The sequence below is a fragment of the Rhodococcus wratislaviensis genome (assembly GCF_041228765.1).
Classification (GTDB): Bacteria; Actinomycetota; Actinomycetes; order Mycobacteriales; family Mycobacteriaceae; genus Rhodococcus_F; species Rhodococcus_F wratislaviensis.
The window spans coordinates 332,485-353,657 of the sequence record NZ_CP150488.1 but is presented as its reverse complement, the minus strand read 5'-3'; the positions used below and the strand labels follow the sequence as shown (position 1 = coordinate 353,657).

Annotated in this window: 20 protein-coding genes; 12 read left to right on the top strand and 8 right to left on the bottom strand. The window is 68.0% G+C overall.

The genetic code is table 11. The features are described 5' to 3' along the window. Positions 1-10: 10 nt before the first annotated feature. Together WKC72_RS01655 and WKC72_RS01650 are read right to left on the bottom strand one after the other, a co-directional pair. A complete protein-coding gene (locus WKC72_RS01655; RefSeq protein ID WP_037228180.1) occupies positions 11-772 on the bottom strand; it encodes a decaprenylphospho-beta-D-erythro-pentofuranosid-2-ulose 2-reductase in 762 nt (253 codons plus the stop codon). Next, the gene (locus WKC72_RS01650) at positions 772-2,205 is read right to left on the bottom strand and encodes an FAD-binding oxidoreductase (protein ID WP_005248821.1); all 1,434 of its coding nucleotides are present in this window, start codon (positions 2,203-2,205) and stop codon (positions 772-774) included. The genes WKC72_RS01655 and WKC72_RS01650 overlap by 1 nt, the downstream gene beginning before the upstream one ends. A gap of 98 nt (positions 2,206-2,303) precedes the next feature. Between WKC72_RS01650 and WKC72_RS01645 the strand changes: the two genes are divergently transcribed. The 3 genes from WKC72_RS01645 to WKC72_RS01635 all read left to right on the top strand — a co-directional run bounded on the left by WKC72_RS01645 (position 2,304) and on the right by WKC72_RS01635 (position 5,015). Next, on the top strand, positions 2,304-2,780 hold the full coding sequence (locus WKC72_RS01645) for a GtrA family protein (protein WP_112301596.1): 477 nt from the start codon (positions 2,304-2,306) through the stop codon (positions 2,778-2,780). Between the two features lie 124 nt (positions 2,781-2,904). Then, positions 2,905-3,807, top strand: coding sequence for a PIN domain-containing protein (locus WKC72_RS01640; RefSeq protein ID WP_370181553.1), 903 nt, complete (start codon positions 2,905-2,907; stop codon positions 3,805-3,807). A 170-nt stretch (positions 3,808-3,977) separates the two neighbouring features. Then, positions 3,978-5,015: an alpha/beta hydrolase gene (locus WKC72_RS01635; RefSeq protein ID WP_268791988.1), complete on the top strand. Its 1,038-nt coding sequence runs from the start codon at positions 3,978-3,980 to the stop codon at positions 5,013-5,015. Here WKC72_RS01635 and WKC72_RS01630 read toward each other — a convergent pair whose 3' ends face one another. Genes WKC72_RS01630 through WKC72_RS01620 form a run of 3 tightly spaced genes read right to left on the bottom strand, consistent with a single transcriptional unit; the run spans position 5,016 to position 7,611 of the window. Further along, positions 5,016-6,095 (bottom strand): S1C family serine protease, encoded by a 1,080-nt coding sequence (locus WKC72_RS01630; protein WP_370181552.1) that lies wholly within the window; start codon positions 6,093-6,095, stop codon positions 5,016-5,018. It abuts the gene before it with no gap. 28 nt (positions 6,096-6,123) lie between these two features. Beyond that, positions 6,124-6,531: a TIGR03618 family F420-dependent PPOX class oxidoreductase gene (locus WKC72_RS01625; protein WP_037228172.1), complete on the bottom strand. Its 408-nt coding sequence runs from the start codon at positions 6,529-6,531 to the stop codon at positions 6,124-6,126. Between the two features lie 60 nt (positions 6,532-6,591). Beyond that, positions 6,592-7,611 (bottom strand): LacI family DNA-binding transcriptional regulator, encoded by a 1,020-nt coding sequence (locus tag WKC72_RS01620; RefSeq protein ID WP_370181551.1) that lies wholly within the window; start codon positions 7,609-7,611, stop codon positions 6,592-6,594. Between the two features lie 292 nt (positions 7,612-7,903). Here WKC72_RS01620 and WKC72_RS01615 point away from each other — a divergent pair, with 292 nt between their 5' ends. The 9 genes from WKC72_RS01615 to WKC72_RS01575 all read left to right on the top strand — a co-directional run bounded on the left by WKC72_RS01615 (position 7,904) and on the right by WKC72_RS01575 (position 19,183). After that, positions 7,904-9,415 (top strand): sugar ABC transporter ATP-binding protein, encoded by a 1,512-nt coding sequence (locus WKC72_RS01615; protein ID WP_370181550.1) that lies wholly within the window; start codon positions 7,904-7,906, stop codon positions 9,413-9,415. Next, positions 9,412-10,467: an ABC transporter permease gene (locus tag WKC72_RS01610; RefSeq protein ID WP_112301601.1), complete on the top strand. Its 1,056-nt coding sequence runs from the start codon at positions 9,412-9,414 to the stop codon at positions 10,465-10,467. The genes WKC72_RS01615 and WKC72_RS01610 overlap by 4 nt, the downstream gene beginning before the upstream one ends. Continuing rightward, positions 10,457-11,506 (top strand): ABC transporter permease, encoded by a 1,050-nt coding sequence (locus WKC72_RS01605; protein WP_370181549.1) that lies wholly within the window; start codon positions 10,457-10,459, stop codon positions 11,504-11,506. Before WKC72_RS01610 ends, WKC72_RS01605 begins: the two co-directional genes overlap by 11 nt. A 70-nt stretch (positions 11,507-11,576) precedes the next feature. Further along, complete coding sequence (gene rhaS / locus WKC72_RS01600; protein ID WP_037228161.1) at positions 11,577-12,653, top strand: rhamnose ABC transporter substrate-binding protein; 1,077 nt, start codon at positions 11,577-11,579, stop codon at positions 12,651-12,653. Between the two features lie 8 nt (positions 12,654-12,661). After that, entirely contained in the window at positions 12,662-13,024 is a 363-nt protein-coding gene (locus tag WKC72_RS01595; protein ID WP_037228159.1) for an L-rhamnose mutarotase, read from the top strand. Positions 13,025-13,030: 6 nt separating this feature from the next. Next, the gene (gene rhaI / locus WKC72_RS01590) at positions 13,031-14,212 is read left to right on the top strand and encodes an L-rhamnose isomerase (protein WP_112301602.1); all 1,182 of its coding nucleotides are present in this window, start codon (positions 13,031-13,033) and stop codon (positions 14,210-14,212) included. Continuing rightward, positions 14,209-15,657, top strand: coding sequence for an arabinose isomerase (locus WKC72_RS01585; protein ID WP_370181548.1), 1,449 nt, complete (start codon positions 14,209-14,211; stop codon positions 15,655-15,657). Before rhaI ends, WKC72_RS01585 begins: the two co-directional genes overlap by 4 nt. 29 nt (positions 15,658-15,686) lie before the next feature. Further along, entirely contained in the window at positions 15,687-17,726 is a 2,040-nt protein-coding gene (locus tag WKC72_RS01580) for a bifunctional aldolase/short-chain dehydrogenase (protein WP_370181547.1), read from the top strand. Next, positions 17,726-19,183 (top strand): rhamnulokinase family protein, encoded by a 1,458-nt coding sequence (locus WKC72_RS01575; protein WP_370181546.1) that lies wholly within the window; start codon positions 17,726-17,728, stop codon positions 19,181-19,183. Before WKC72_RS01580 ends, WKC72_RS01575 begins: the two co-directional genes overlap by 1 nt. A 6-nt stretch (positions 19,184-19,189) precedes the next feature. Here the strand turns inward: WKC72_RS01575 and WKC72_RS01570 are convergent, their stop codons facing one another. From WKC72_RS01570 to WKC72_RS01560, 3 genes are read right to left on the bottom strand one after another with little or no spacing between them, the layout of a single operon-like run. Continuing rightward, the gene (locus tag WKC72_RS01570) at positions 19,190-19,999 is read right to left on the bottom strand and encodes an enoyl-CoA hydratase (protein ID WP_370181545.1); all 810 of its coding nucleotides are present in this window, start codon (positions 19,997-19,999) and stop codon (positions 19,190-19,192) included. 22 nt (positions 20,000-20,021) lie between these two features. Further along, positions 20,022-20,528, bottom strand: a complete 507-nt coding sequence (locus WKC72_RS01565) for a polyketide cyclase (protein WP_081792237.1) — start codon at positions 20,526-20,528, stop codon at positions 20,022-20,024. Positions 20,529-20,585: 57 nt separating this feature from the next. Next, positions 20,586-21,173, bottom strand: coding sequence for a dTDP-4-dehydrorhamnose 3,5-epimerase family protein (locus tag WKC72_RS01560; protein WP_268791980.1), 588 nt, complete (start codon positions 21,171-21,173; stop codon positions 20,586-20,588).

Here is a 21,173-nt window from a genome sequence, read left to right as displayed (position 1 = left end):
AGGGCGAAGCTTAGATGGGCAGCTTCTTGAAGATCGGTCGCGGGATGTGCCGCAGGATCATCATCACGTAGCGGAAGGCGCCGGGCGCCCACACGAGTTCCTTGCCCTTTTCCGCCGACGTGACGGCGAGCTTGGCCACGTCTTCCTTGTTCACGGTGAGCGGGGCTTCCTTCACGTCCGCGGACATGCGGGTGCGGACCTGGCCGGGACGGATGACGAGGACGCGCGGACCGAACTCACGCAGCGCCTCACCGAGTCCGAGGTAGAAACCGTCGAGTCCGGCCTTGGTGGATCCGTACACGAAGTTGGAGCGGCGCACGCGCTCGCCCGCGGCCGACGACATGGCGATGATCTGGCCGAAGCCCTGTGCTTTCATCTTCTCGCCCACGAGCACGCCCACCGACACCGCGGCCGTGTAGTTGACCTCGGCGATCTGGACGGCCTTGCGCTGGTTCTGCCACAGTTCCTCGGCGTCGCCGAGCAGGCCGAACGCGACGATGGCGACGTCGACGTCGCTCTTGGCCCACGCCTCGTCGATCACCTTCGGGTGGCTCTCGGTGTCGACGGCGTCGAAGTCGATGACGTCGACGGCGTTGGCGCCGGCCGCTTTCAGCTGGGCGACGGCGGCATCGCGACCGGGATCACCCGGCAGCGCGGCGAGGATCACCCGCATCGGCGCCTTCTTCAGGTACTCCTCGCAGATCGCGAGACCGATCTCGGAGGTGCCTCCGAGCAGCAGGAGAGTCTGGGGGTTCCCGACAGCGTTGATCACTAGAGTTCCAACCTTCTGGACATATCGGAGGCGAAGACATTGGTGGGGTCGTACTTGCGGCGGGTGGCGATCCACTCGTCGATCCGCGGGTACATGGCGTGGAAGGTCTCGGCGGTGGTGCGCGAGTCCTTGGCCGTGTAGAGACGGCCGCCGAACTTCAGGACCCGCTTGTCGAGTTCGGTGACGAACTCGTTCAGGCCGGGCTTGATGCGGAAGTCGACGCAGATGTTCCAGCCCGGGATCGGGAAGCTCAGCGGGGCCTGGTTGCCCTCGCCGAACAGCTTGAACACGTTGAGGAACGAGTAGTGCCCCGACTTCTGGATGTCGCGGATGATGGCCTTGAACTCCTCGACCGCGGTGGTCGGCACCACGAACTGGTACTGAAGGAATCCGTTCGATCCGTAGGCGCGGTTCCACTCACCGAACATGTCGAGCGGGTGGTAGAACTGCGTCAAGTTCTGAACCTTGTCGCGGTACGTGCCGGATTTCCGGAACCACAGCTCGCCGATCATCGAGAAGTTGAACTTGTTCGCGAGACCGTTCGGGAAGACGTCCGGGAACGTCAGCAGCTGCGGGGCGTCGAACGCGAGGGGGTTCTTCTGCAGCTTGGCCGGCAACTGGTCGAGCTTCGCGAGCGAACCACGGGAGATCGCGGCGCGACCCAGCTTCGGCGGCGCCGCGATGGCGTCGAACCAGGCGCTCGAGTACTCGTAATTGGATTCGCTGCCGTCGCTGTGCAGCGCGATGGTCTCGTCGAGCGTCTGGGTGACGTCGCCGTCGGCGATGAAGTACGCCGTCTCGGTGGGCGTCATCTTGATGGTGGCCTTGAGGATGATGCCCGTCAGGCCCATGCCGCCGATCGTCGCCCAGAACAGTGCGCCCTTGGGGTCGTTTCGGCCGCCCTTCGGCGTGAGCGTGCGCACCTTGCCGTCGGCGGTGAGCAGGTCCAGCGACACCACGTGGTTGCCGAAGCTGCCGGCGCTGTGGTGGTTCTTGCCGTGGATGTCGGAGCCGATGGCGCCACCGATGGTGACCTGCCGGGTGCCCGGCAGCACCGGAACCCACAGGCCGAACGGCAGGGCCGCCTTCATCAGCTGGTCCAGGTTGACGCCGGCATCGACCTCCACCAGGTGGGTGTCGCGGTCGATGCGGTGGATCTGGTTCAGCGCATTCATGTCGATGACCAGGCCACCGGCGTTCTGCGCCGGGTCGCCGTAGGAGCGGCCGAGGCCACGGGCGATCACCCCACGCTGCAGGTGAGCGGGCTTCGACTCGTTCTGCTCCGCGACCTGGGCGACCGCTCGCGCGATCACTTCCACGTCGGGAGTGGACAACACCTGCGCGGTGGTGGGCGCGGTGCGTCCCCAGCCGGTGAGGGTGCGGGTCTGTGTGGGGAGCGCCTGGGTGGGCGTCTCTTCTGCTGTCGTGGACATCGAGGTAGAGGGTACCCGGAGGCCGGCCCCGCGGGCCCGTGCGTGCTTATCCACCGCGGGCGGTCGACAAGTGCTCATGGGGCGCTAGCCTCGTCGTCGTGTCAGAAACCCAGCCGAGTCACGAGCACGAACCTCACGTTCCGCTCCCCGTCGAGATCCCCGTCACCGAGAACATCGCGGACGACGCACTGGACCTGAAGACGCAGATCATCCGTTTCGTCCTGACCGGTGGATTGTCGGCGATCGTCGACTTCGGCCTGTACTTTCTGCTGTTCGAGGTGGTCGGGCTCCCCGTGAACGTGGCGAAGTCGATCAGCTTCATCGCGGGCACCACCACCGCGTACCTGATCAACCGCCGGTGGACGTTCAAGGCCGAACCCAGCCGTGCCCGCTTCGTCGCCGTCGTCATCCTCTACGCGGTCACGTTCGCCGTCCAGGTCGGCCTCAACTGGGTGATGTACCACGCGTTCCCCGACGAATGGTGGCGTCTGCCGCTCGCGTTCGTCATCGCCCAGGGCACGGCGACGGTCATCAACTTCGTCGTGCAGCGCGCGGTGATCTTCAAGATCCACTAGGGCCGCTGCCGGGCAACCACACGGCAATGCCCCGACGGGTGCTGTGATGACCCGGATCCGGGTGTTTCGGTAACGACTCAGCAACTTCTCTGGCGCGGCAGGCGTGTTCGGTGAGAATCGATCAATGCTGATTGTTCTCGACACCTCGGCCGTCACACGAGACGCGCGCTTCGAGACGTTCGTCCGTGATGTCCTCGACCAGGGCAGCCGGGTACTCGTTCCGCGCCTCGTCCTCGTCGAGGTCGCGCACCGGTACCAGCGGGAATCGGTCGCGATGATCGACGCCCTCACCGTCCAGGCGCGGATGTACGACCGGCTCGGGCTCCGGGAGGACCTGTCGGTGTTCGTGGAGGCCGCCCGGGCCAAGGCCGACGGGTACGTGGACTCGCTCGCCCGGCAGCTGGAGGCGATGGGCTGCGACGTGATCGAGCCGGCGCACACGTCGCACCTCGAGATCGCCGGGCGCGAGTTGCAGCGTCGTCGCCCGTACGTGGACAGGAAACGGCACGGCTACACCGCCACGGTGAACTGGCTGACGGTCCTGGACATCGCCGATCGCCGCCCGTCCGAGGACGTGGTGTGGGTCAGTGCGAATTCGCGGGCGTTCGGTAGCGGCGAGCCGTCGACGTGGCACGACGAGATCTGGGCCGAGCTGCAGGAACGTGGTCTCGCGCACCGGGTGCGGTGGGTGGTCGAGCTCGACGACGTGGACCTCCGGGACACGGACGTGCCTCGCCGCGAGCGGACCTTCGACCCGATCCCGGCCCCACCCGCCGTGTTCGCAGCCGCGGTGCCGGCTCCCCTCCCGCCCCGGCCGCCCGTAGCGGCTCCCGACCCCGTGGAACCCCCTGCCCCGGCCGCGACGCTGCCTCCCGTGCACGTGGCACGACCCCGGGTGGCGCCGCAGCGGATCCTGCCCTCGGGCAACGCGGACACCGGCGGACGCCGCGGCATCGGCAGGATGATGGGCGGACGAAAGCGCAAGGTCACCGTGGTGGATGAGCTCGACGAACTCGATTTCGGCTGATTCACGCACAATGTCCCCGCCCGCCATGCCCGCGATAACGATTTCGGGCAACGGGCATAACGACTTGGGGCCGAAGCCACCATGAGTGATACACGACCGTGGCGGGTACTCCAAGGTTGAAGTTACGTATCCGTCAACGGCGACGGGTATCGGCGACCAGGGGAGAAGGCATGAAATCTGTGCCGAACGACCGCAAGCCGTCCGCGCAGCAGCGGAGCGGGACACCGATCGTCCAATACCGTTCGGGGGCGAGGCTCGCGGGGCCGAGTATCGAATCCCAGGTTCTCTACCAGGCGTGCAGGTGGTTTCTCCGGCCTGTGGTGCGGATTGCCCCGATCAACGAATCGGCGATTCGCCGGGCCGCGTTCCTGGACATGGCTGCGGGGATCCGTCCGGCTTCCGGTATTCGCCGCCAGAAGGTGCGACTGCCCGGATTCGATGCGGAAATCGTGCGCGCGCCGGGGGTGTCACCGGATCTGAGTGACGGCGTCGTCCTCTATCTGCACGGCGGGGGATTCCTGTGCTGCGGGCTGAACACGCATCGGCCGGTGGTCGCGACGATCGCGAAGCTGACCCGGTTGCCGGTGATGCACGTCGGCTACCGGCAACTGCCCGACACGAACATCAGCGGTTCGGTCGACGACTGCCTGACGGCGTACAAGTGGTTGCTGGAGAACGGAGCCCGCGCGGGCGGGACGGTGTTCGCCGGTGACTCGGCGGGTGGATTCCTCGTCTTCGCGACCGCGCTGAAGGCCCGCGAGGAGGGCGTCGATCTGCCCGCCGGCCTGGTCGGACTGTCGCCGCTGCTGGACTTGGACTGCGCCGACAAACTGGTGCATGCCAACGCTGCCCGCGACGTGTTCGCGCCCGTGGAGGCGCTCGTCACCATCGGCAAGCTCGGTGGCGAGGTGGACGGCGTGCTCGACCCCGCGCTGTCGCCCGTGAACGGGGCTCTCGAGGGTCTGCCGCCTGCGCTGCTGGTCGCTGCGGAAGGTGAGGTTCTGCGGTCGGATTCGGAGCTGATGGCGTATCGACTGAGTGCTGCGGGTGTTCCGACGACGCTGCAGATCTGGGACGGCCAGGTGCACGCGTTCCCGGCGTTGTGGCCCGGTCTGCCGGAAAGTCGTGCGGTGCTTCGGCGTATCGCGCGTTTCGTCGCGACGCGTGTGCGGCCGGAGGACGGTGTCGCCCGGGACAAGACCGCCTGACTACCGCGGCGGGCCCTTCTCGAGCACGATCGTCGTCGATCGCTGTTGTCCGCTGTCGTCGAACCAGCGCACCGCGACCTCGTCGCCGGGGTGCCGTGCGATCATGCGTTCGCTGAGATCGTCCGAGGACCGGACGGGTGTGCCGTCGAATTCGGTGATGACGTCGCCGATCTCGATGCCCGCGGCGTCGGCGGGGGTGCCGATGCTGACCCAGAGCACCTCGGCGCCCCGAGCGTCGTCGGTGACGCTGATCCCGAGGAGGGGGGTGTCGCCGATGTGCACGGTGGCGGACGGGGTTCCGGCGCGGACCTGATCGACGATCGTCATCGCGGTATCGATGGGCACCGCATACGATCTCGGCTGGGTGGGAGCCGGTTTCGTGGGGTCGGAGTCGGCGTTGCCCGCGGTGTTGACGCCGACGACCGTGGCGGTGGCGTCGACGAGGGGGCCGCCGGAGTCGCCGGGACGTACCGCCGCGTCGATCTGGATCAGCCCGTTCAGCCGGTTCCGGGAGCCGTCGGTGGAACTGCGGGCGGTGATCGTCTGCCCGACGTCGGTCACGAACCCCCGGGCCGCCACCGGAACTCCGCCTCCCTCCGCGTTACCCACCGCGGTCACCGGGTCACCGATGCCGACGGTGGTGTCCTTCGCGAGGGTCGCCACCGGGAGGTCGCCCGCGCCCTGGAGCCGGAGTACCGCGACATCGCGCGAGCTGTCGTACCCGAGTACGTCCGCGACGTACTCCGCACCGTTGCCGAGGCTCACCGCGCTGATGTCGAGGGCGCCGTCGATCACGTGGTGGTTGGTGAGGACGACGCCGTCGGGGGTGAGCACTATCCCCGTGCCCGCGGTTTCGACGAGACCCGAATCCGCGACGAGCGTGACGATCGCCGGGATCACCCTGGCCTCGACCTCCTCCGGCGTCAGGACCACCGGCGGCGGCGGCGGAGGAGGCGCGGCGGGCTGGGCGACCGTCGCCGCGGGCGGTCCCGGTTCGCGGACCGGTGGTGCGCTCAGCAGCAGGCTGCCGATCACCGCCGTGGCCACGGCGAGGACCGTTGCGGCGCGGGGCGTCGTCATGCCCGGATGTCGTCGTCGCGGAGTCGGTTCAGGACTGTTTCAGCGACCCCCAGCCGTGCCAGGTGTCGATCTCGATCCAGGCGCTGACCCGTTTCCGGTCGCGGACGGGGTACGGCTTGCCGGTGTAATGCGTGGCGAGGCGGTCGATGTCGGCGAGTTCGCTGTCGTCGACGAATTCGGTCACCCGGCCCTGGACGCTGACGTGGGTGATCCAGTCGTCGGGGTCCATCGCGGTGAGACTGACGCGGGGGTCGCCGCGCAGGTAGTCCAGGCGTCGACGCTCGGCGTCCATGTTGACCAGCACCCTGCCGTCCTCGAACAGGTACCAGGTGGCCACGGACACGGGCTGGCCGTCGGGTCGGACGCAGGCGATGGTGGCGTAATTGGGCCGAGCGAACATCTCGGCGGCTTTCGGTGTCAGAGGTGGCTTCGACATGTCCGAAAGATACTCCTGAGGCCTCCCGGCCTGTGCGTGGTTGACGAGTCCGGGCGCTCGTCAACCACGCACAGGGCAGGCGGCCGTGGACTCGCGGACGACGAGGGTCGGGGTGAACGAGAGTTGCTGGTGCCGGTGGGTGTCGGGATTGTTGACCTGATCGAGCAGAAGCTCGGCCGCCGCTCGTCCCAGTTCGTTCCGCGGCTGGGCGACGGAGGTCAGCGGCACAGCCGCGCCGGCGGCGTAGTCGATGTCGTCGTACCCGACGATCGCGAGGTCTTCGGGCACGCGCTTGCCGTGCTGGATGAACTCCTGGAGCACACCGAGTGCGAGCAGGTCGTTGGCGCAGAACGCCGCCGTGGGCCGCTCGTCACCCGACATCGCCAGGATCTCGCGGGCCGCCTGGGCGCCCGCCTCGATGCTGAGGGACCGGGTGGCGACGGTGCGCATGCGTGTGCTCGCCGACTCCGCGACAGCGCTGAGCGCCCCGTCCCGGCGGTCGCGGACCTGCCTGATGGTGTCGGGTCCGCCGACGAACGCGAGGTTCCGGTGCCCCTGCTCCATGAGGTGGCGGGCGGCGATCCGGCCGCCGTGGACGTCGTCGACGGCGACGGAGGATCGGCCGGGTGTGCGGGACCCGCGGTCGAGCAGGACCACGGGTGTGCCCTGACGGTCGAGGTTGGCGAGCATGGGGGTGCTCTCGCCGGTGGGGCAGAGCAGGATTCCGTGGACGCGTTGTTCCATGAGCTGGCCGAGCTGCCGGTTCTCGCGTTCTTCCGATTCGCCGGTGCTGACCATGACCATCAGCAGTTCGTTCGCCTCGGCGACTTCCTCGGCGCCCGACGCGACGTCGACGAAGAAGGGGTTGCGCGCGTCGAGGACGACGACGGCGAGCATCCGCGACTGGCCGGCGCGGAGTTGGCGGGCGGCGTCGTTGCGGACGAAGCCGAGCTGGGTGATGGCCGCGTGCACTCGCTGACGGGTCGCCTCGGACACCAGTTCGGGGTGATTGAGCACGTTGCTGATCGTTCCCATCGAGACGCCCGCGAGTGCGGCGACCTCGCGCATCGACGCTGCCATTCGATTCCCCCTTCAGCCGGCTCGTTCGACAGCGCACATTGTCGCGTCGGCCGGTGTCCGAGAACAATCCGGCGTTCTTGAATCGCTTCAGACTCAGTATCGCCGTCCGCGCGGGCGGAATCAACACCGGCTGCCAGGCGAGACGATGCGAGGCGGCCAGTAATGGACCTGGCGTGCTTTTATAACGATAAGGTCACGGCGGCGACCGGCTCTGCCGAACCACTTGACTTGTGGCGCCTATCACTCCTAGCTTCATGAACGAGAAATGAACCGTTTCAATCGGAGGTGCTGAATGAGCGTCCCCCCTGCGGTGCCGTTGCTGGAAGTTCGGGACGTCACCAAGTCCTTCGGCAACGTCGCTGCTGTTCAGGGTGTGTCGTTTCCGCTCTACGGCGGCGAGGCACACGCCCTCGTCGGAGAGAACGGTGCAGGCAAGTCGACCATCGTGAAGATGCTCGCCGGCGTGCACGGCCCCGACACCGGATCGCTCCTCGTCGGCGGCGAGGAAGTGTCGCTCGGGTCGCCCTCGGACGCCAAGGCCCGGGGCATCGCGGTCATCTACCAGGAGCCGACGCTGTTCCCCGACCTCACCATCGCGGAGAACATCTTCATCGGCACCCAGCCGCGGGCCCGGTTCGGAATGATCGACCGCGGCGCGATGAACACCGCCGCCCGCGCGCTGTTCGACCGTCTCGGTGTCCCGATGGACCCGGACCGGCTGGCCAGCGGACTCTCGATCGCCGACCAGCAGCTCGTCGAGATCGCGAAGGCGCTCTCCACCGACGCCAAGGTCATCGTCATGGACGAGCCGACCGCTGCGCTGTCCGGCAACGAGGTGGAGCGGCTGTTCAAGGTCGCCCGGTCCCTCTGCGCGTCCGGCGCGGCGGTCATGTTCATCTCGCACCGCTTCGAGGAGATCTTCGCGCTGTGCCAGCGGGTCACCGTCATGCGCGACGGACGGCACATCGCCACCTCGGAGCTGGCGGGACTGTCGGTCGACGACCTCGTCCGCAGCATGGTCGGCCGCGACCTGGGTGCGCTGTTCCCGAAGATCGACGTGGAACCGGGAGCCGTCGTCCTCGAGATCGAGAACCTGTCGCGTGCAGGGGTGTTCTCCGACATCAGTTTCCAGGTCCGGGCCGGTGAGATCGTGGCGCTGTCCGGGCTGGTCGGTGCTGGCCGGTCCGAGGTCATGCAATCGGCGTTCGGTGTGGACCCCCGCGACAGCGGAGACGTCCGGGTGCGCGGCAAGAGCCTGCGCAAGGGCAACCCGAAGGCCGCGATGCGCGCGGGAATGGCGCTCGTCCCGGAGGACCGTCGCCAGCAGGGCCTGATCCTCGACATGTCCATCGAGCGCAACGCCACGTTGACGCGGTCGTCCGCTCTCGCGCGGTTCGGCTTCCTCGTCGGGGGAGGGGAGCGCCGGTCGGCATACGAGTGGACGAAGAAACTGCAGACCAAGTACTCGCGCATCACCGACCCCGTCGGGGTGCTGTCGGGTGGCAATCAGCAGAAGGTCGTGCTCGCCAAGTGGATGGCCACCGCGCCGAGCGTCCTGATCGTGGACGAACCCACCCGCGGAATCGACGTCGGCACCAAAGCCGAAGTGCACCGGATCATCTCGACGCTCGCCAGTGAAGGCGTCGCTGTCGTGATGATCTCCTCCGAACTGCCGGAGGTGCTCGGAATGGCCGATCGCGTCCTTGTGATGAGGGAAGGACGAATCGTGTCGGAACTGAGCAGGTCCGAGGCCGACGAGGAGAAGATCATGTTCGCTGCAACGGGTTCGGAGGCCGCCGCATGAGCGCACCCACCCGCGTCGCGCCGTCAGGTGCCGCGAAGCCGTCGGTGAAGTCGGACGCGGGGCCGTCCCTGATCGAGAAGGTGCTGCAGGTCCGTTCGCTCGGCATCCTCGCCGCGCTGATCGTGCTGGTCGTGGTCACCACGATGCAGAACAGCAATTTCCTGTCCTCCCAGAGTATTCGCGACATCCTGCTGGCGGCATCGATCGTCGGAGTTCTGGTGGTCGGGCAAACCGTCGTCATGATCACCAAGAACATCGACCTCTCGGTCGGCTCGGTTCTCGGCCTGTCGGCGTTCGCCGCGGGCAGTGTCATGAAGGGCGCCGACGGGGCGCCGATCGTGGTGGGGATTGTCGCGGGTATCGCGGTCGGCGCGATCTGCGGACTCGCCAACGCGCTGCTGGTGCGGTTCGGCGGCGTTCCCGCACTGGTCGTCACGCTCGGCACGATGTACATCTTCCGGGGCATCGCCTACCTGTGGGCGGGCGGCGAGCAGATCACCGCCGACGAGATGCCGTCGAACTTCCTGAAGCTCGGTACTGCAACACTTCTCGGTGTCCCCGTGCTCGTCGTCGTCGCGATGGTGGCGGTCGTCCTCGCCGGGGTGTACCTCCGCCGGTACCGCAGCGGCCGCGACCTCTACGCCATCGGGTCGAACGGCCACGCCGCCGAACTCGCGGGCATCGCCGTCGGCAAGCGCATCCTGCTCGCGTTCGTCTTCTCCGGGGCCATGGCCGGAATCGCCGGGGTCATGTTCGCGGCGCGCTTCGGGACCGTCGACGCCGCCGCCGGATCCGGCTACGAGCTCAACGTGATCGCGGCCGCTGTCGTAGGCGGTGTGGCCGTGGTCGGTGGCGTCGGCACCGTCTGGGGAGCCGCGCTCGGCGCGCTGCTCCTGACCACCATCAACAGTTCGCTGCCGGTTCTCCAGATCAACCAGTTCTGGCAGCAGGCCATCGTCGGTGCGCTGATTCTCATCGCCATCGCGGCCGATCGGCTGCTCGCGGTGCGTGCCGCACAGCAACTTCGGAAGAGGAGCGCTCATGTCGACTGACACCATCGAGCCGGCGGCGACCGCACAGCCGGACACCGCGGGTCGGACGTCGACGGTCAGCCGCGTCCGCGAGTTGCTTGCCGGCTGGGATTCGGCGATCATCGCCATCACGGTCGTCGTGCTGGTGGCCGCCTCGGTTACCAAACCCGACTTCGGAAGCAGCCGGAACTTCACGTTCCTCGTCCTCGATCTGGCGCCGATCTTCCTGATCGCACTGCCGATGACGTTCATCATCATCACCGGGGAGATCGACCTGTCGGTGGCGAGCGTCCTGGGGCTGAGCGGCGCCGCGATGGGCTGGATGTGGAACAACGGCTTCGCGATCGAGATGATCATCCCGATGTGCATCCTGCTCGGCTGCGTCCTCGGTGCCCTCAACGGTTTCCTCGTCGCCAAGCTGGGGCTGCCGTCCCTGGCCGTCACGATCGGTACCCTCGCCCTCTTCCGTGGGCTCGCGTTCGTCCTCCTCGGTGACCAGGCGGTGTCCAACTTCCCGCGTGCGTACACGTCCTGGGTGACGGGAACCGTCGGGGGCACGTCCATCCCCAATCTCGCCATTCCGCTGGTCGTGGCGGCTGTCGTGTTCGCGGTGATCCTCCAGGCCACCCCGCTCGGCCGCGACATCTACGCCACCGGCGCCAGTGACACGGCCGCACGCTTTGCGGGAATCGACGGGGCGCGGCTGAAGTTCTGGCTCTACGTGGTGTGCGGGGCGGTCGCCGCCCTCGCCGGAGTGCTGTGGAGTCTGCGGTACTCGAGCGCCCGGGCCGACAACGGATCCGGTCTCGAACTGGCCGTGGTCGCCGCTGTGCTCCTCGGCGGGGTGTCGATCTTCGGCGGCAAAGGCCGACTGGCCGGCGTGCTCGCCGCGGTGGTGCTGCTCGCCACGCTGCAGAACGCGCTGCGCCTCGAAGACATCTCGAACGAGGCGCTCACCATCGTCACCGGCGTTCTCCTGATCGTGGCCGTTCTGCTCCCGAACCTGCTGAAGACCGTGCGGGCATCCGCGCAGCGTCGAAAGCTGCAGAACGCCTCCTGAATTCCCCTGCTCCACAGCTCTTTCTCACTTCAGCGTTCGCAGTGACGCGAACACGAGGAAAGGATCCACCATGACCCGATTCCGCCGGACCTTCGTTCCCCTGGCGGGGATCGTCGCAGTCTCGATCGGACTGACGGCCTGCGGCGGCACCACCCAGGATTCGGCGTCGAACTCGGGCGGTGGCGACCGCGCCACCGGTACCGCGAACCCCGACGCGCCGATCCAGGACGGTCTGCAGGTCGCGTTCCTCCCCAAGCAGCTCAACAACCCGTACTCCGACATCGAGGTCGGGGGCGGCAAGACCGCAGTGGAGGAGTTCGGCGGCGAGTACAAGCTCGTCGGCCCCAACGATGCGAGCGCGTCCTCGCAGGTGTCCTACATCAACACGCTGATCCAGCAGGGCCAGAACGTGATCAACATCGCGGCCAACGATCCCAACGCCGTGTGCCCGTCGCTGAACCAGGCCCGCGACGCCGGCATCAAGGTCGTGACGTTCGATTCGGACGCGGCCGAGGACTGCCGCGACCTGTTCATCAACCAGGCCACCACCCAGGGTGTCGGTGAGACGCTCGCGAAGATGACCAGCGAGCAGATCGGCGGCACCGGCAAGATCGCGGTACTGTCCGCCACCCCCAACGCCACCAACCAGAACGCCTGGATCGAGGTGCTGAAGGCCGAGCTCGCGAGCAAGCCGGAGTACCGGAACATCGAGCTGGTGGCCACGGTGTACGGCAACGACGACGACCAGAAGTCGTTCCAGGAAACGCAGGGCCTCCTGCAGACGTACCCCGACCTGAAGGCGATCGTGTCGCCCACGACGGTCGGCATCGCCGCGGCGGCGCGCTACATCTCGTCGTCGAGCTACAAGGGCAACATCGTGCTCACCGGACTCGGCACCCCGAACCAGATGCGGGAGTACGTGAAGAACGGCACCGTCAAGGAGTTCGCCCTCTGGGACCCGACCAACATCGGCTACCTCTCCGCCTACGCCGGTGCCGCGCTGGCGTCCGGTCAGATCACCGGCGCCGAGGGGCAGAAGTTCACGGCAGGCAAGCTCGGCGAGTACACGATCGGCGCAGGCGGCGAGGTCGTGCTCGGCCCGCCCACCGTGTTCGACGCGAACACCATCGACCAGTACAACTTCTGAACCGTCCGATGAACAAGTACTGCTTCACCCTGCAACTCCGGCCGGACCGGATCGACGAGTACGTTCGCCGTCACGCCCAGGTCTGGCCGGAGATGCTCGAGGCCCTGAAAGCCAGCGGGTGGCACAACTATTCGCTGCACATCCGGCCGGACGGGCTGATCGTCGGCTACGTCGAGTCGGCCGATCTCGAACAGGCACAGGCGGCGATGGCGCGCACCGACGTCAACCGGCGTTGGCAACACGACATGGCGCCGTTCTTCGCGCTCGACGGTGTGGCCCCCGACGAGGGATTCACGCTCCTCACCGAGATCTTCGACCTGGACGCCCAGCTTCACACCCATCTCGACCACACGATCTCCACCGAAGGATGATTCACCATGACGGCAACTGACACTCGGCGCACGGCCGGCGACATCTCCGCCCTCGCCGACTTCGGAATCGAAGTGCCCAGTTGGGCATACGGGAATTCCGGGACCCGATTCAAGGTGTTCGCCACGGCAGGCGTCCCGCGCGACCCGTACGAGAAGATCGAGGACGCCGCACAGGTGCACCGGGTGACCGGGGCGGCGCCGAGGGTGTCGCTGCACATCCCGTGGGACCGTGTCGACGACTTCGGCAAGCTCGCCGCGTTCGCCGCCGATCAGGGGGTGTCGCTGGGGGCGATCAACTCCAACGTCTTCCAGGACGACGACTACAAGCTGGGGTCGCTCACCAACGCCGACCCGAAGATCCGGGCGAAGGCGGTCGCCCACCACGTCGAGTGCATTGACGTCATGCGGGCCACGGGCTCGAAGGATCTGAAGCTGTGGCTGCCCGACGGCACCAACTACGCCGGCCAGGATTCGATCCGCGCCCGGCAGGATCGGCTCGCCGATTCGCTGCAGAAGATCTACGCCGAACTCGACGACGATCACCGCCTGCTGATCGAGTACAAATTCTTCGAGCCGTACTTCTACACCACCGACATACCCGATTGGGGAACGTCGCTGCTGCACTGCCTGGCGCTGGGCGAGAAGGCACAGGTCGTCCTGGACACCGGTCATCACGCACCGGGGACGAACATCGAATTCATCGTCGCCCAGCTGATCCGGCAGGGACGGCTCGGCGCCTTCGATTTCAACTCCCGCTTCTACGCCGACGACGACCTGATCGTCGGATCCGCGGACCCGTTCCAGCTGTTCCGGATCATGCACGAGATCGTCCGGGCGGGCGCGCATCTCCCGGACTCCGGGGTGAACTTCATGCTCGATCAGTGCCACAACATCGAGCCGAAGATCCCCGGCCAGATCCGGTCCATCATGAACGTCCAGGAAGCCACGGCCAAGGCTCTGCTCGTGGACGGGGACGCACTCGAGGCGGCCCAGCAGTCGGGTGACGTGCTCGGTGCCCACGCGGTGCTGATGGACGGGTACAACACCGACGTCCGGCCGCTGCTGGCCGAACTGCGCGAATCGCAGGGCAGGGACGCCGACCCGATCGGCGCATTCGCGCGCTCCGGATACCTGGAGCGGATCGAGCGCGAGCGGGTCGGCGGAAACCAGGCGAGCTGGGGCGCATGACGACCGCGACGACGGCACACGCCGTGCCCGCCCGCCTCGACCGCGTGCGTCCCCGGAAGACCCGGCTGGGACTGGTGTCGGGTGGGCTCGGCGCCTACTGGCCGCAGTTCCCCGGCCTCCGGGGCGTCCTGCAGGAGTCCGCCCGGTACGTGACGGGCCGATTCGAGGAGCAGGACTGCCAGGTCGTCGATGCCGGCTTCGTCTCGGACCCGCAGGAATCCGCCGTCGCGGCCGAGACGCTGAGGCAGGCCGACTGCGACCTGGTGGTGATCTTCCTGACCACCTACCTGACGTCGTCGATGGTGCTGCCGATCGCGCAGCGGACCAACGTACCGGTGCTGCTGATCGATCTGCAGCCGACCGAGGCGATGGATCACGCGAACACCGACACGGGGACGTGGCTGGCCTACTGCGGGCAGTGCCCGCTGCCGGAGGTCGCGAACGTGTTCCGGCGCAGCGGCATCGACTTCCGGTCGGTGTCCGGGTACCTGCACGACGAGAACGCCTGGCGGCGCATCGGCGCCTGGGTGAGCGCCGCCTCGGCACGGGCCGCCCTGCGGCACGGCCGGCTCGGACTCATGGGTCACCTGTACCCCGGGATGCTCGACATCTCGACCGACATGACCCTGTTGTCGTCCCAGTTCGGCGCGCACGTGGAGGTGCTCGAATTCGACGACCTCCGGGTGCGGGTCGACGCGGTCACCGATCGTGAGACGGCCGACCGCATCGCGCTCGCGAAAGAGATTTTCGCGCTCGACGGTTCGGTGGATCCGGACGATCTCGCCTGGGGAGCCAGGGTGTCCGTCGGGCTCGACCGCCTCGTCGCGGACTTCGCGCTCGACGCGATGGCGTACTACCACCGCGGGCTCGACGGTGAACTGCACGAACAGCTCGGCGCCGGAATGATTCTCGGAGCGTCCCTGCTCACCGCCCGCGGTATTCCGCTGGCCGGTGAATACGACATTCGCACCGCGGTCGCGATGCTGGTCTCGGATCGGATGGGCGCCGGTGGATCGTTCACGGAACTGCAGGCACTGAACTTCCGCGACGGCGTCGTCGAAATGGGGCACGACGGGCCGGCCCATCTGCAGATCTCGTCCGCCGAACCGCTGCTCCGCGGTCTCGGTGTCTACCACGGCAAGCGGGGATACGGCGTCAGCGTCGAGTTCGACGTGACCCACGGGCCCGTCACGACCTTCGCGGTCGGGCAGAACCGCGACGGCTCGTACTCGTTCATCGCGTCCGAGGGCGAAGTGGTTCCCGGACCACTCCTGGCCATCGGCAACACCACGTCCCGGGTCGACTTCGGCCGGGATCCGGGGGAGTGGACGGACGAGTGGAGCGCCACCGGAACCGGTCACCACTGGGCGTTGTGCGTCGGGCACCGTGCCGGCGCGATCAAGGCCGCAGCAGAGTTGCTCGGCATCGAATTCATCCGGGTCTGAAGTCAAGAATCTCGAGGGAGAAACACGAAGTGAACGCCACGAGCACCATCGCCGAACTGATCGCACGGTCCAACAGACTGGGCGCCGACGCTCGGAACACCAACTACGCGGGCGGCAACACCTCCGCCAAGGGCACCGACATCGACCCCGTGACCGGCGCCGAGGTGGAACTGGTCTGGGTGAAGGGGTCCGGCGGAGACCTCGGCACGCTGAAGCCCGCCGGTCTCGCCGCGCTGCGCCTCGACCGGGTCCGCGCCCTGACCGACGTCTACCCGGGCCTCGACGCCGAGGACGACATGGTCGCCGCGTTCGACTACTGCCTGCACGGCAAGGGCGGCGCCGCACCGTCGATCGACACCGCCATGCACGGTCTGGTGAACGCGCCGCACGTCGACCACCTGCACCCCGATTCCGGCATCGCGTTCGCGACCGCCGCGGACGGTGAGGAACTGACCCGCAAGTGCTTCGGCGACCGCGTGGTGTGGGTGCCGTGGCGCCGCCCCGGTTTCCAGTTGGGCCTCGACATCTCGGCCATCGCGGAGGCGAACCCGCAGGCGATCGGCTGCATCCTGGGCGGTCACGGCATCACGGCGTGGGGGTCGACGAGCGAGGAGTGCGAGCAGCGTTCGCTCGAGATCATCCGCACCGCCGAACAGTTCATCGCCGACAACGGCCGCGAGGAGCCGTTCGGCCCCGCGGTCGCGGGCTACGGGGCACTGCCCTCCGAGGAGCGCCGCCGCCGCGCCGCCGCGTTGTTCCCGCTGCTGCGTGGACTGGCCTCCACCGATCGCCCGCAGGTGGGGCACTTCACCGACAGTGAGGAGGTGCTGAACTTCCTTGCGGCGCAGGAGCATCCGCGTCTCGCGGCGCTGGGCACGTCGTGCCCGGATCACTTCCTCCGCACCAAGGTCCGGCCGATGGTCCTCGACCTGCCGCCGACCGCGTCGCTCGCGGACGTCACCGCGCGACTGCGTGAACTGCACACGTCCTACCGCGAGGACTATGCCCGGTACTACACCGAGTACGCGGAACCGGACAGCCCGGCGATGCGCGGCGCCGACCCGGCCATCGTCCTGGTCCCCGGCGTCGGGATGTTCTCGTTCGGCGCGAACAAGCAGACCGCGCGGGTGGCCGGCGAGTTCTACGTCAACGCGATCAACGTGATGCGCGGCGCCGAGGCCATCTCCACGTACCAGCCGATCGACGAGCGGGAGAAGTTCCGCATCGAGTACTGGGCCCTCGAGGAGGCGAAGCTGGCTCGCATGCCGAAGCCGGCACCGCTCGCCACCCGCGTCGCCCTTGTCACCGGTTCGGCGTCGGGAATCGGCAAGGCGATCGCACAGCGCCTCGCCGCGGAGGGTGCGTGCGTCGTCATCGCCGACCTCGACCAGGCGAAAGCGGCCGAGGCCGCCGCCGAGATCGGTGGCAGCGACGTCGCCGTCGGCGTGGCAGCGGACGTGACCAGCGCCGACCAGGTCGCCGCGGCGTTCGAGTCCGCGGTCCTGGCGTTCGGCGGAGTCGATCTCGTCGTCAACAATGCCGGATTGTCCATCTCCAAGCCGCTGCTCGAGACCACCGAGAAGGATTGGGACCTGCAGCACGACGTGATGGCGAAGGGCTCGTTCCTGGTGTCGCGGGAGGCGGCGCGGGTGATGACCGCCCAGGCGATGGGCGGCGACATCGTCTACATCTCCTCGAAGAACTCGGTGTTCGCCGGCCCCAACAACATCGCGTACTCGGCGACGAAGGCCGACCAGGCGCATCAGGTGCGTCTGCTCGCGGCGGAACTCGGCGAGTACGGCATCCGCGTCAACGGCATCAACCCGGACGGCGTGGTGCGGGGTTCGGGCATCTTCGCCGGCGGCTGGGGTGCCAAGCGGGCCGCCGTGTACGGCGTCGAGGAGGAGAAGCTGGGCGAGTACTACGCACAGCGCACCCTGCTCAAGCGAGAGGTGCTGCCCGAACATGTCGCCAACGCGGTGTTCGCGCTCACCGGCGGCGACCTCACACACACGACCGGACTGCACATCCCGGTGGATGCCGGTGTCGCTGCGGCGTTCCTGCGCTGATGGACGCGTTCGCGGCGATCGACCTGGGCGCGTCCAGCGGGCGGGTGATGCTGGGCCGCGTCGCCGACGGTGTGATCACCCTCGACGAGGTCGCGCGCTTCCCCAACCGCCCGGTGCGGCTGGGCGGATCGTTGCACTGGGATCTGGCCGGACTCTACCGGGGTGTGCTGGACGGGCTGCGGGCCGCGGCAACGGAGGCCGAGGCCCGCGGTGACGTCCTCGTGTCGATCGGAATCGACACGTGGGCGGTGGATTACGGGCTCCTCGGCGGTGACGGTTCCCTCCTCGGGATGCCGTACCACTACCGCGACCAGCGGACGTGGGGAGTCGCGGCCGATGTGCGATCATCGATACCGGATCGGGAGTTGTTCGAGCGCAACGGCATCGCGCAACTGCCGTTCAACACGGTGTATCAGCTGCTGGCGGAGCGGGAGAGCGGCGCGCAGCGGCTCGACGTCGCTGAGCAGATGCTGATGATCCCCGACCTTCTGGCCTACTGGCTCAGCGGGGTTCGCGTCGGCGAGGTGACCAACGCGTCCACCACCGGTCTGCTCGATCCGGTGAGCCGCGACTGGGACCGTGCGCTGGTCACCCGGCTCGGCCTCGACGACCGCTTGCTGCCACCGTTGGCGGAGCCCGGTGCGGCGATCGGACCCGTCCGGCCCGACGTCGCCGAAGACATCGGCGCCAAGGACCGTCCCCCGACGGTGGTGGCCGTCGGCAGCCACGACACGGCGTCGGCCGTCGTCGCGGTCCCCGCCGCGAGCACGCGGTTCGCGTACATCGCGTCGGGGACGTGGTCGCTGGTGGGAACGGAACTGCCGGGTCCCGTCAGGACCGAGGACGTGCAGGCGGCGGGGTTCACCAACGAGGCCGGCGTCGACGGCACCACCCGGTTGCTGCGGAACGTGATGGGCATGTGGCTGGTGCAGGAGTCGATGCGGCAGTGGCAGGCCGACGGGCTCGAGGTGTCGTTGCCGGAACTGCTGGAGGACGCCGAAGCGCTGACCGACCTCGGCTCCGTCGTCGACCCGGACCTGCCGGTGTTCCTGCCGCCGGGCGACATGCCGGCCCGCATCGCCGCCGAATGCGCCCGGACGGGTCAGCGCGTGCCGGACGGTCCGGCCGAGGTGATCCGGTGTGTCATGGACAGTCTCGCGGACGCGTACCGGCGGTCGGTGCAGTCGCTCGTCGAACTCACCGGCACACCGATCGACGTGGTGCACGTCGTCGGCGGCGGATCCCAGAACGCCCTGCTGTGCCAGCTGACGGCGGATGCCACCGGGCTGCCCGTCGTCGCCGGACCCGTCGAGGGTTCCGCCCTCGGCAACGTCCTGGTGCAGGCGCGCGCGGCCGGTGTGCTGTCCGGTGGCCTCGCCGAACTGCGTGCGGTCGTGTCGAATTCGTTCACCCTGCGCGAGTTCGCGCCGTCGGCGGCGTCGCTGTCCCGGGCCTAGGGAGCTCTAACGCCGGTCCCGGAACTGCGGTTCGCGCTTGTCCTTCCGCGCCGCGGTGGCCTCCTCGAAGTTGTCGGTCAGCAGCCGCACCAGCAGCTGTCCGAGCCCCTCCTGGTGAATGTGGGCTTCGAGGGAGGCGGCGTCGAGGCCGGACCACAGCGTGCGCTTCGTCAGTTCCAGGCCCGGCCGGGAGAACCGCGACATGCGCTCGGCGAGGTCGAAGCACTCGTCGAGGAGGTCCTCGCCGGGCACGCACCGCGACACGAGCCCGATCCGCTCGGCCTCGTCGGCGTGCACGTCCCGCCCGGACAGCATGATCTCGAACGCCCGGGACGAACCGATCGCCCGCGGCAGCAGGTAGCTCAGGCCCAGCTCGCTCGCGGTCAGCCCGTTGTTGATGCCCGCCGCCCGGAAGTAGGCGTCCTCCGCCGCGAACCGGATGTCGGAGGCGAGCGCCAGGCACAGGCCGCCTCCGATGGCCGCCCCGTTGACGGCGCTGATCACCGGCTGGTGCATCCGGCGCAGCGAGAGCACCACGTTGTCGAGCATCTCCATGGCCCGCAGGGCGACGGTCGGCGGGGCGAGGCCGTCGACGTGGGGGAGCGTGCCCGCGGACCGCTGGTCGGCACCGGAGCAGAAGCCGCGGCCCGCGCCGGTGATCACCACCGCGCGCACCGAGTTGTCGTTGCTGATCTCCTCCAGCGCGTCGCGGAACGGGATCATCACGTCGAACGCCATCGCATTCATGCGTTCCGGACGGTTCAGCGTCACCAGGGCGATGCCCGGCCGGGGGTGGTCGACGACGACGAAGTTCACGCCCTCGATACTAGAACACGTTTCAATTCTGTGGATCGATTTGCGGTCGCGGACGCCCGGGGGCGACCGTGCGCGCGAGGATGCCGAGCGTCGCGCGCAACGCGTTCTCGGAAATCACCGGGAAGATCCCGGCCTCGCGCCAGAACGGGTCGATGGACGACCAGTCGTAGAACGACGTCACCATCGTTCCCTCGTCGATCGGCTCGAGCCGGTAGCCGTACACGTGCCCGATCTGCGGCCGGATCTGACCGAGGACCTTCCAGGAGATCTCCCGGTCGGGTACGAACGTCTCGATCGTCACCGTCACGTCGTAGAGACCGAGGTCGAAGTCGTTCAACGCGTCGCGGTCCATGTGCACGACGAACGTGTCGCCCGCCGCCGTGACGCGGTCGCCTTCCGCGGACATCAGCATCCCGGAGCTGTCGATCGCCACGTGTCCCTCGGGGTCGCAGAGGAGGCCGAAGATGGTCGCAGGGTCCGCGGCGACGGCCCGCCGGACCTCCAGCCGCTCGCTGATGTCAGTCGTCATGTTCGCATCCTGCCACCCCATGTGAGTGGCATCGTGTGCTCGGGGACGCGATGCCACTCACATGGGGAAGGCGGGCAGCACCCCGGCGTCCATGGCCTGCTTCAGAGACGGCGCGGCCGAATCCTTCTCGGACAGCTGGAACGTCAGCGGGCTGCCGTCCCGGCCCACCGTGGGCCAGTCGATTCCCAGTTCGGGATCGAGTGGATGGAGGTCGTGGTCGAGGGCCGGGGTGTACTCGATCGAGCACAGGTACATCACGGTCGACGCGTCCTCGAGGGACAGGATCGCATGGCCGACACCGGCCGGAAGGTAGACGGCGCGGCGGTCGGCGTCGTCGATGAGCACCGAATCCCACTGCCCGAACATCGGCGACCCGACCCGCAGGTCGACGATGACGTCGAGGAACGCACCCTTGACGCAGGTGACGTATTTCGCCTGCCCGGGCGGGTTGTCGGTGAAATGGATGCCGCGCAGGACGCCGGCGGCGGACACCGAGCAGTTGGCCTGCGCGAGTTCGAGGCTGTGCCCGACGGCGGCCTCGAACTCCGAGCCCTTGAACCATTCGAGGAACACGCCGCGGTCGTCGCCGAACTGCCGCGGAGTGATCTCCCAGGCGCCCGGAACCTTCAGTTCCCGATATTCCAC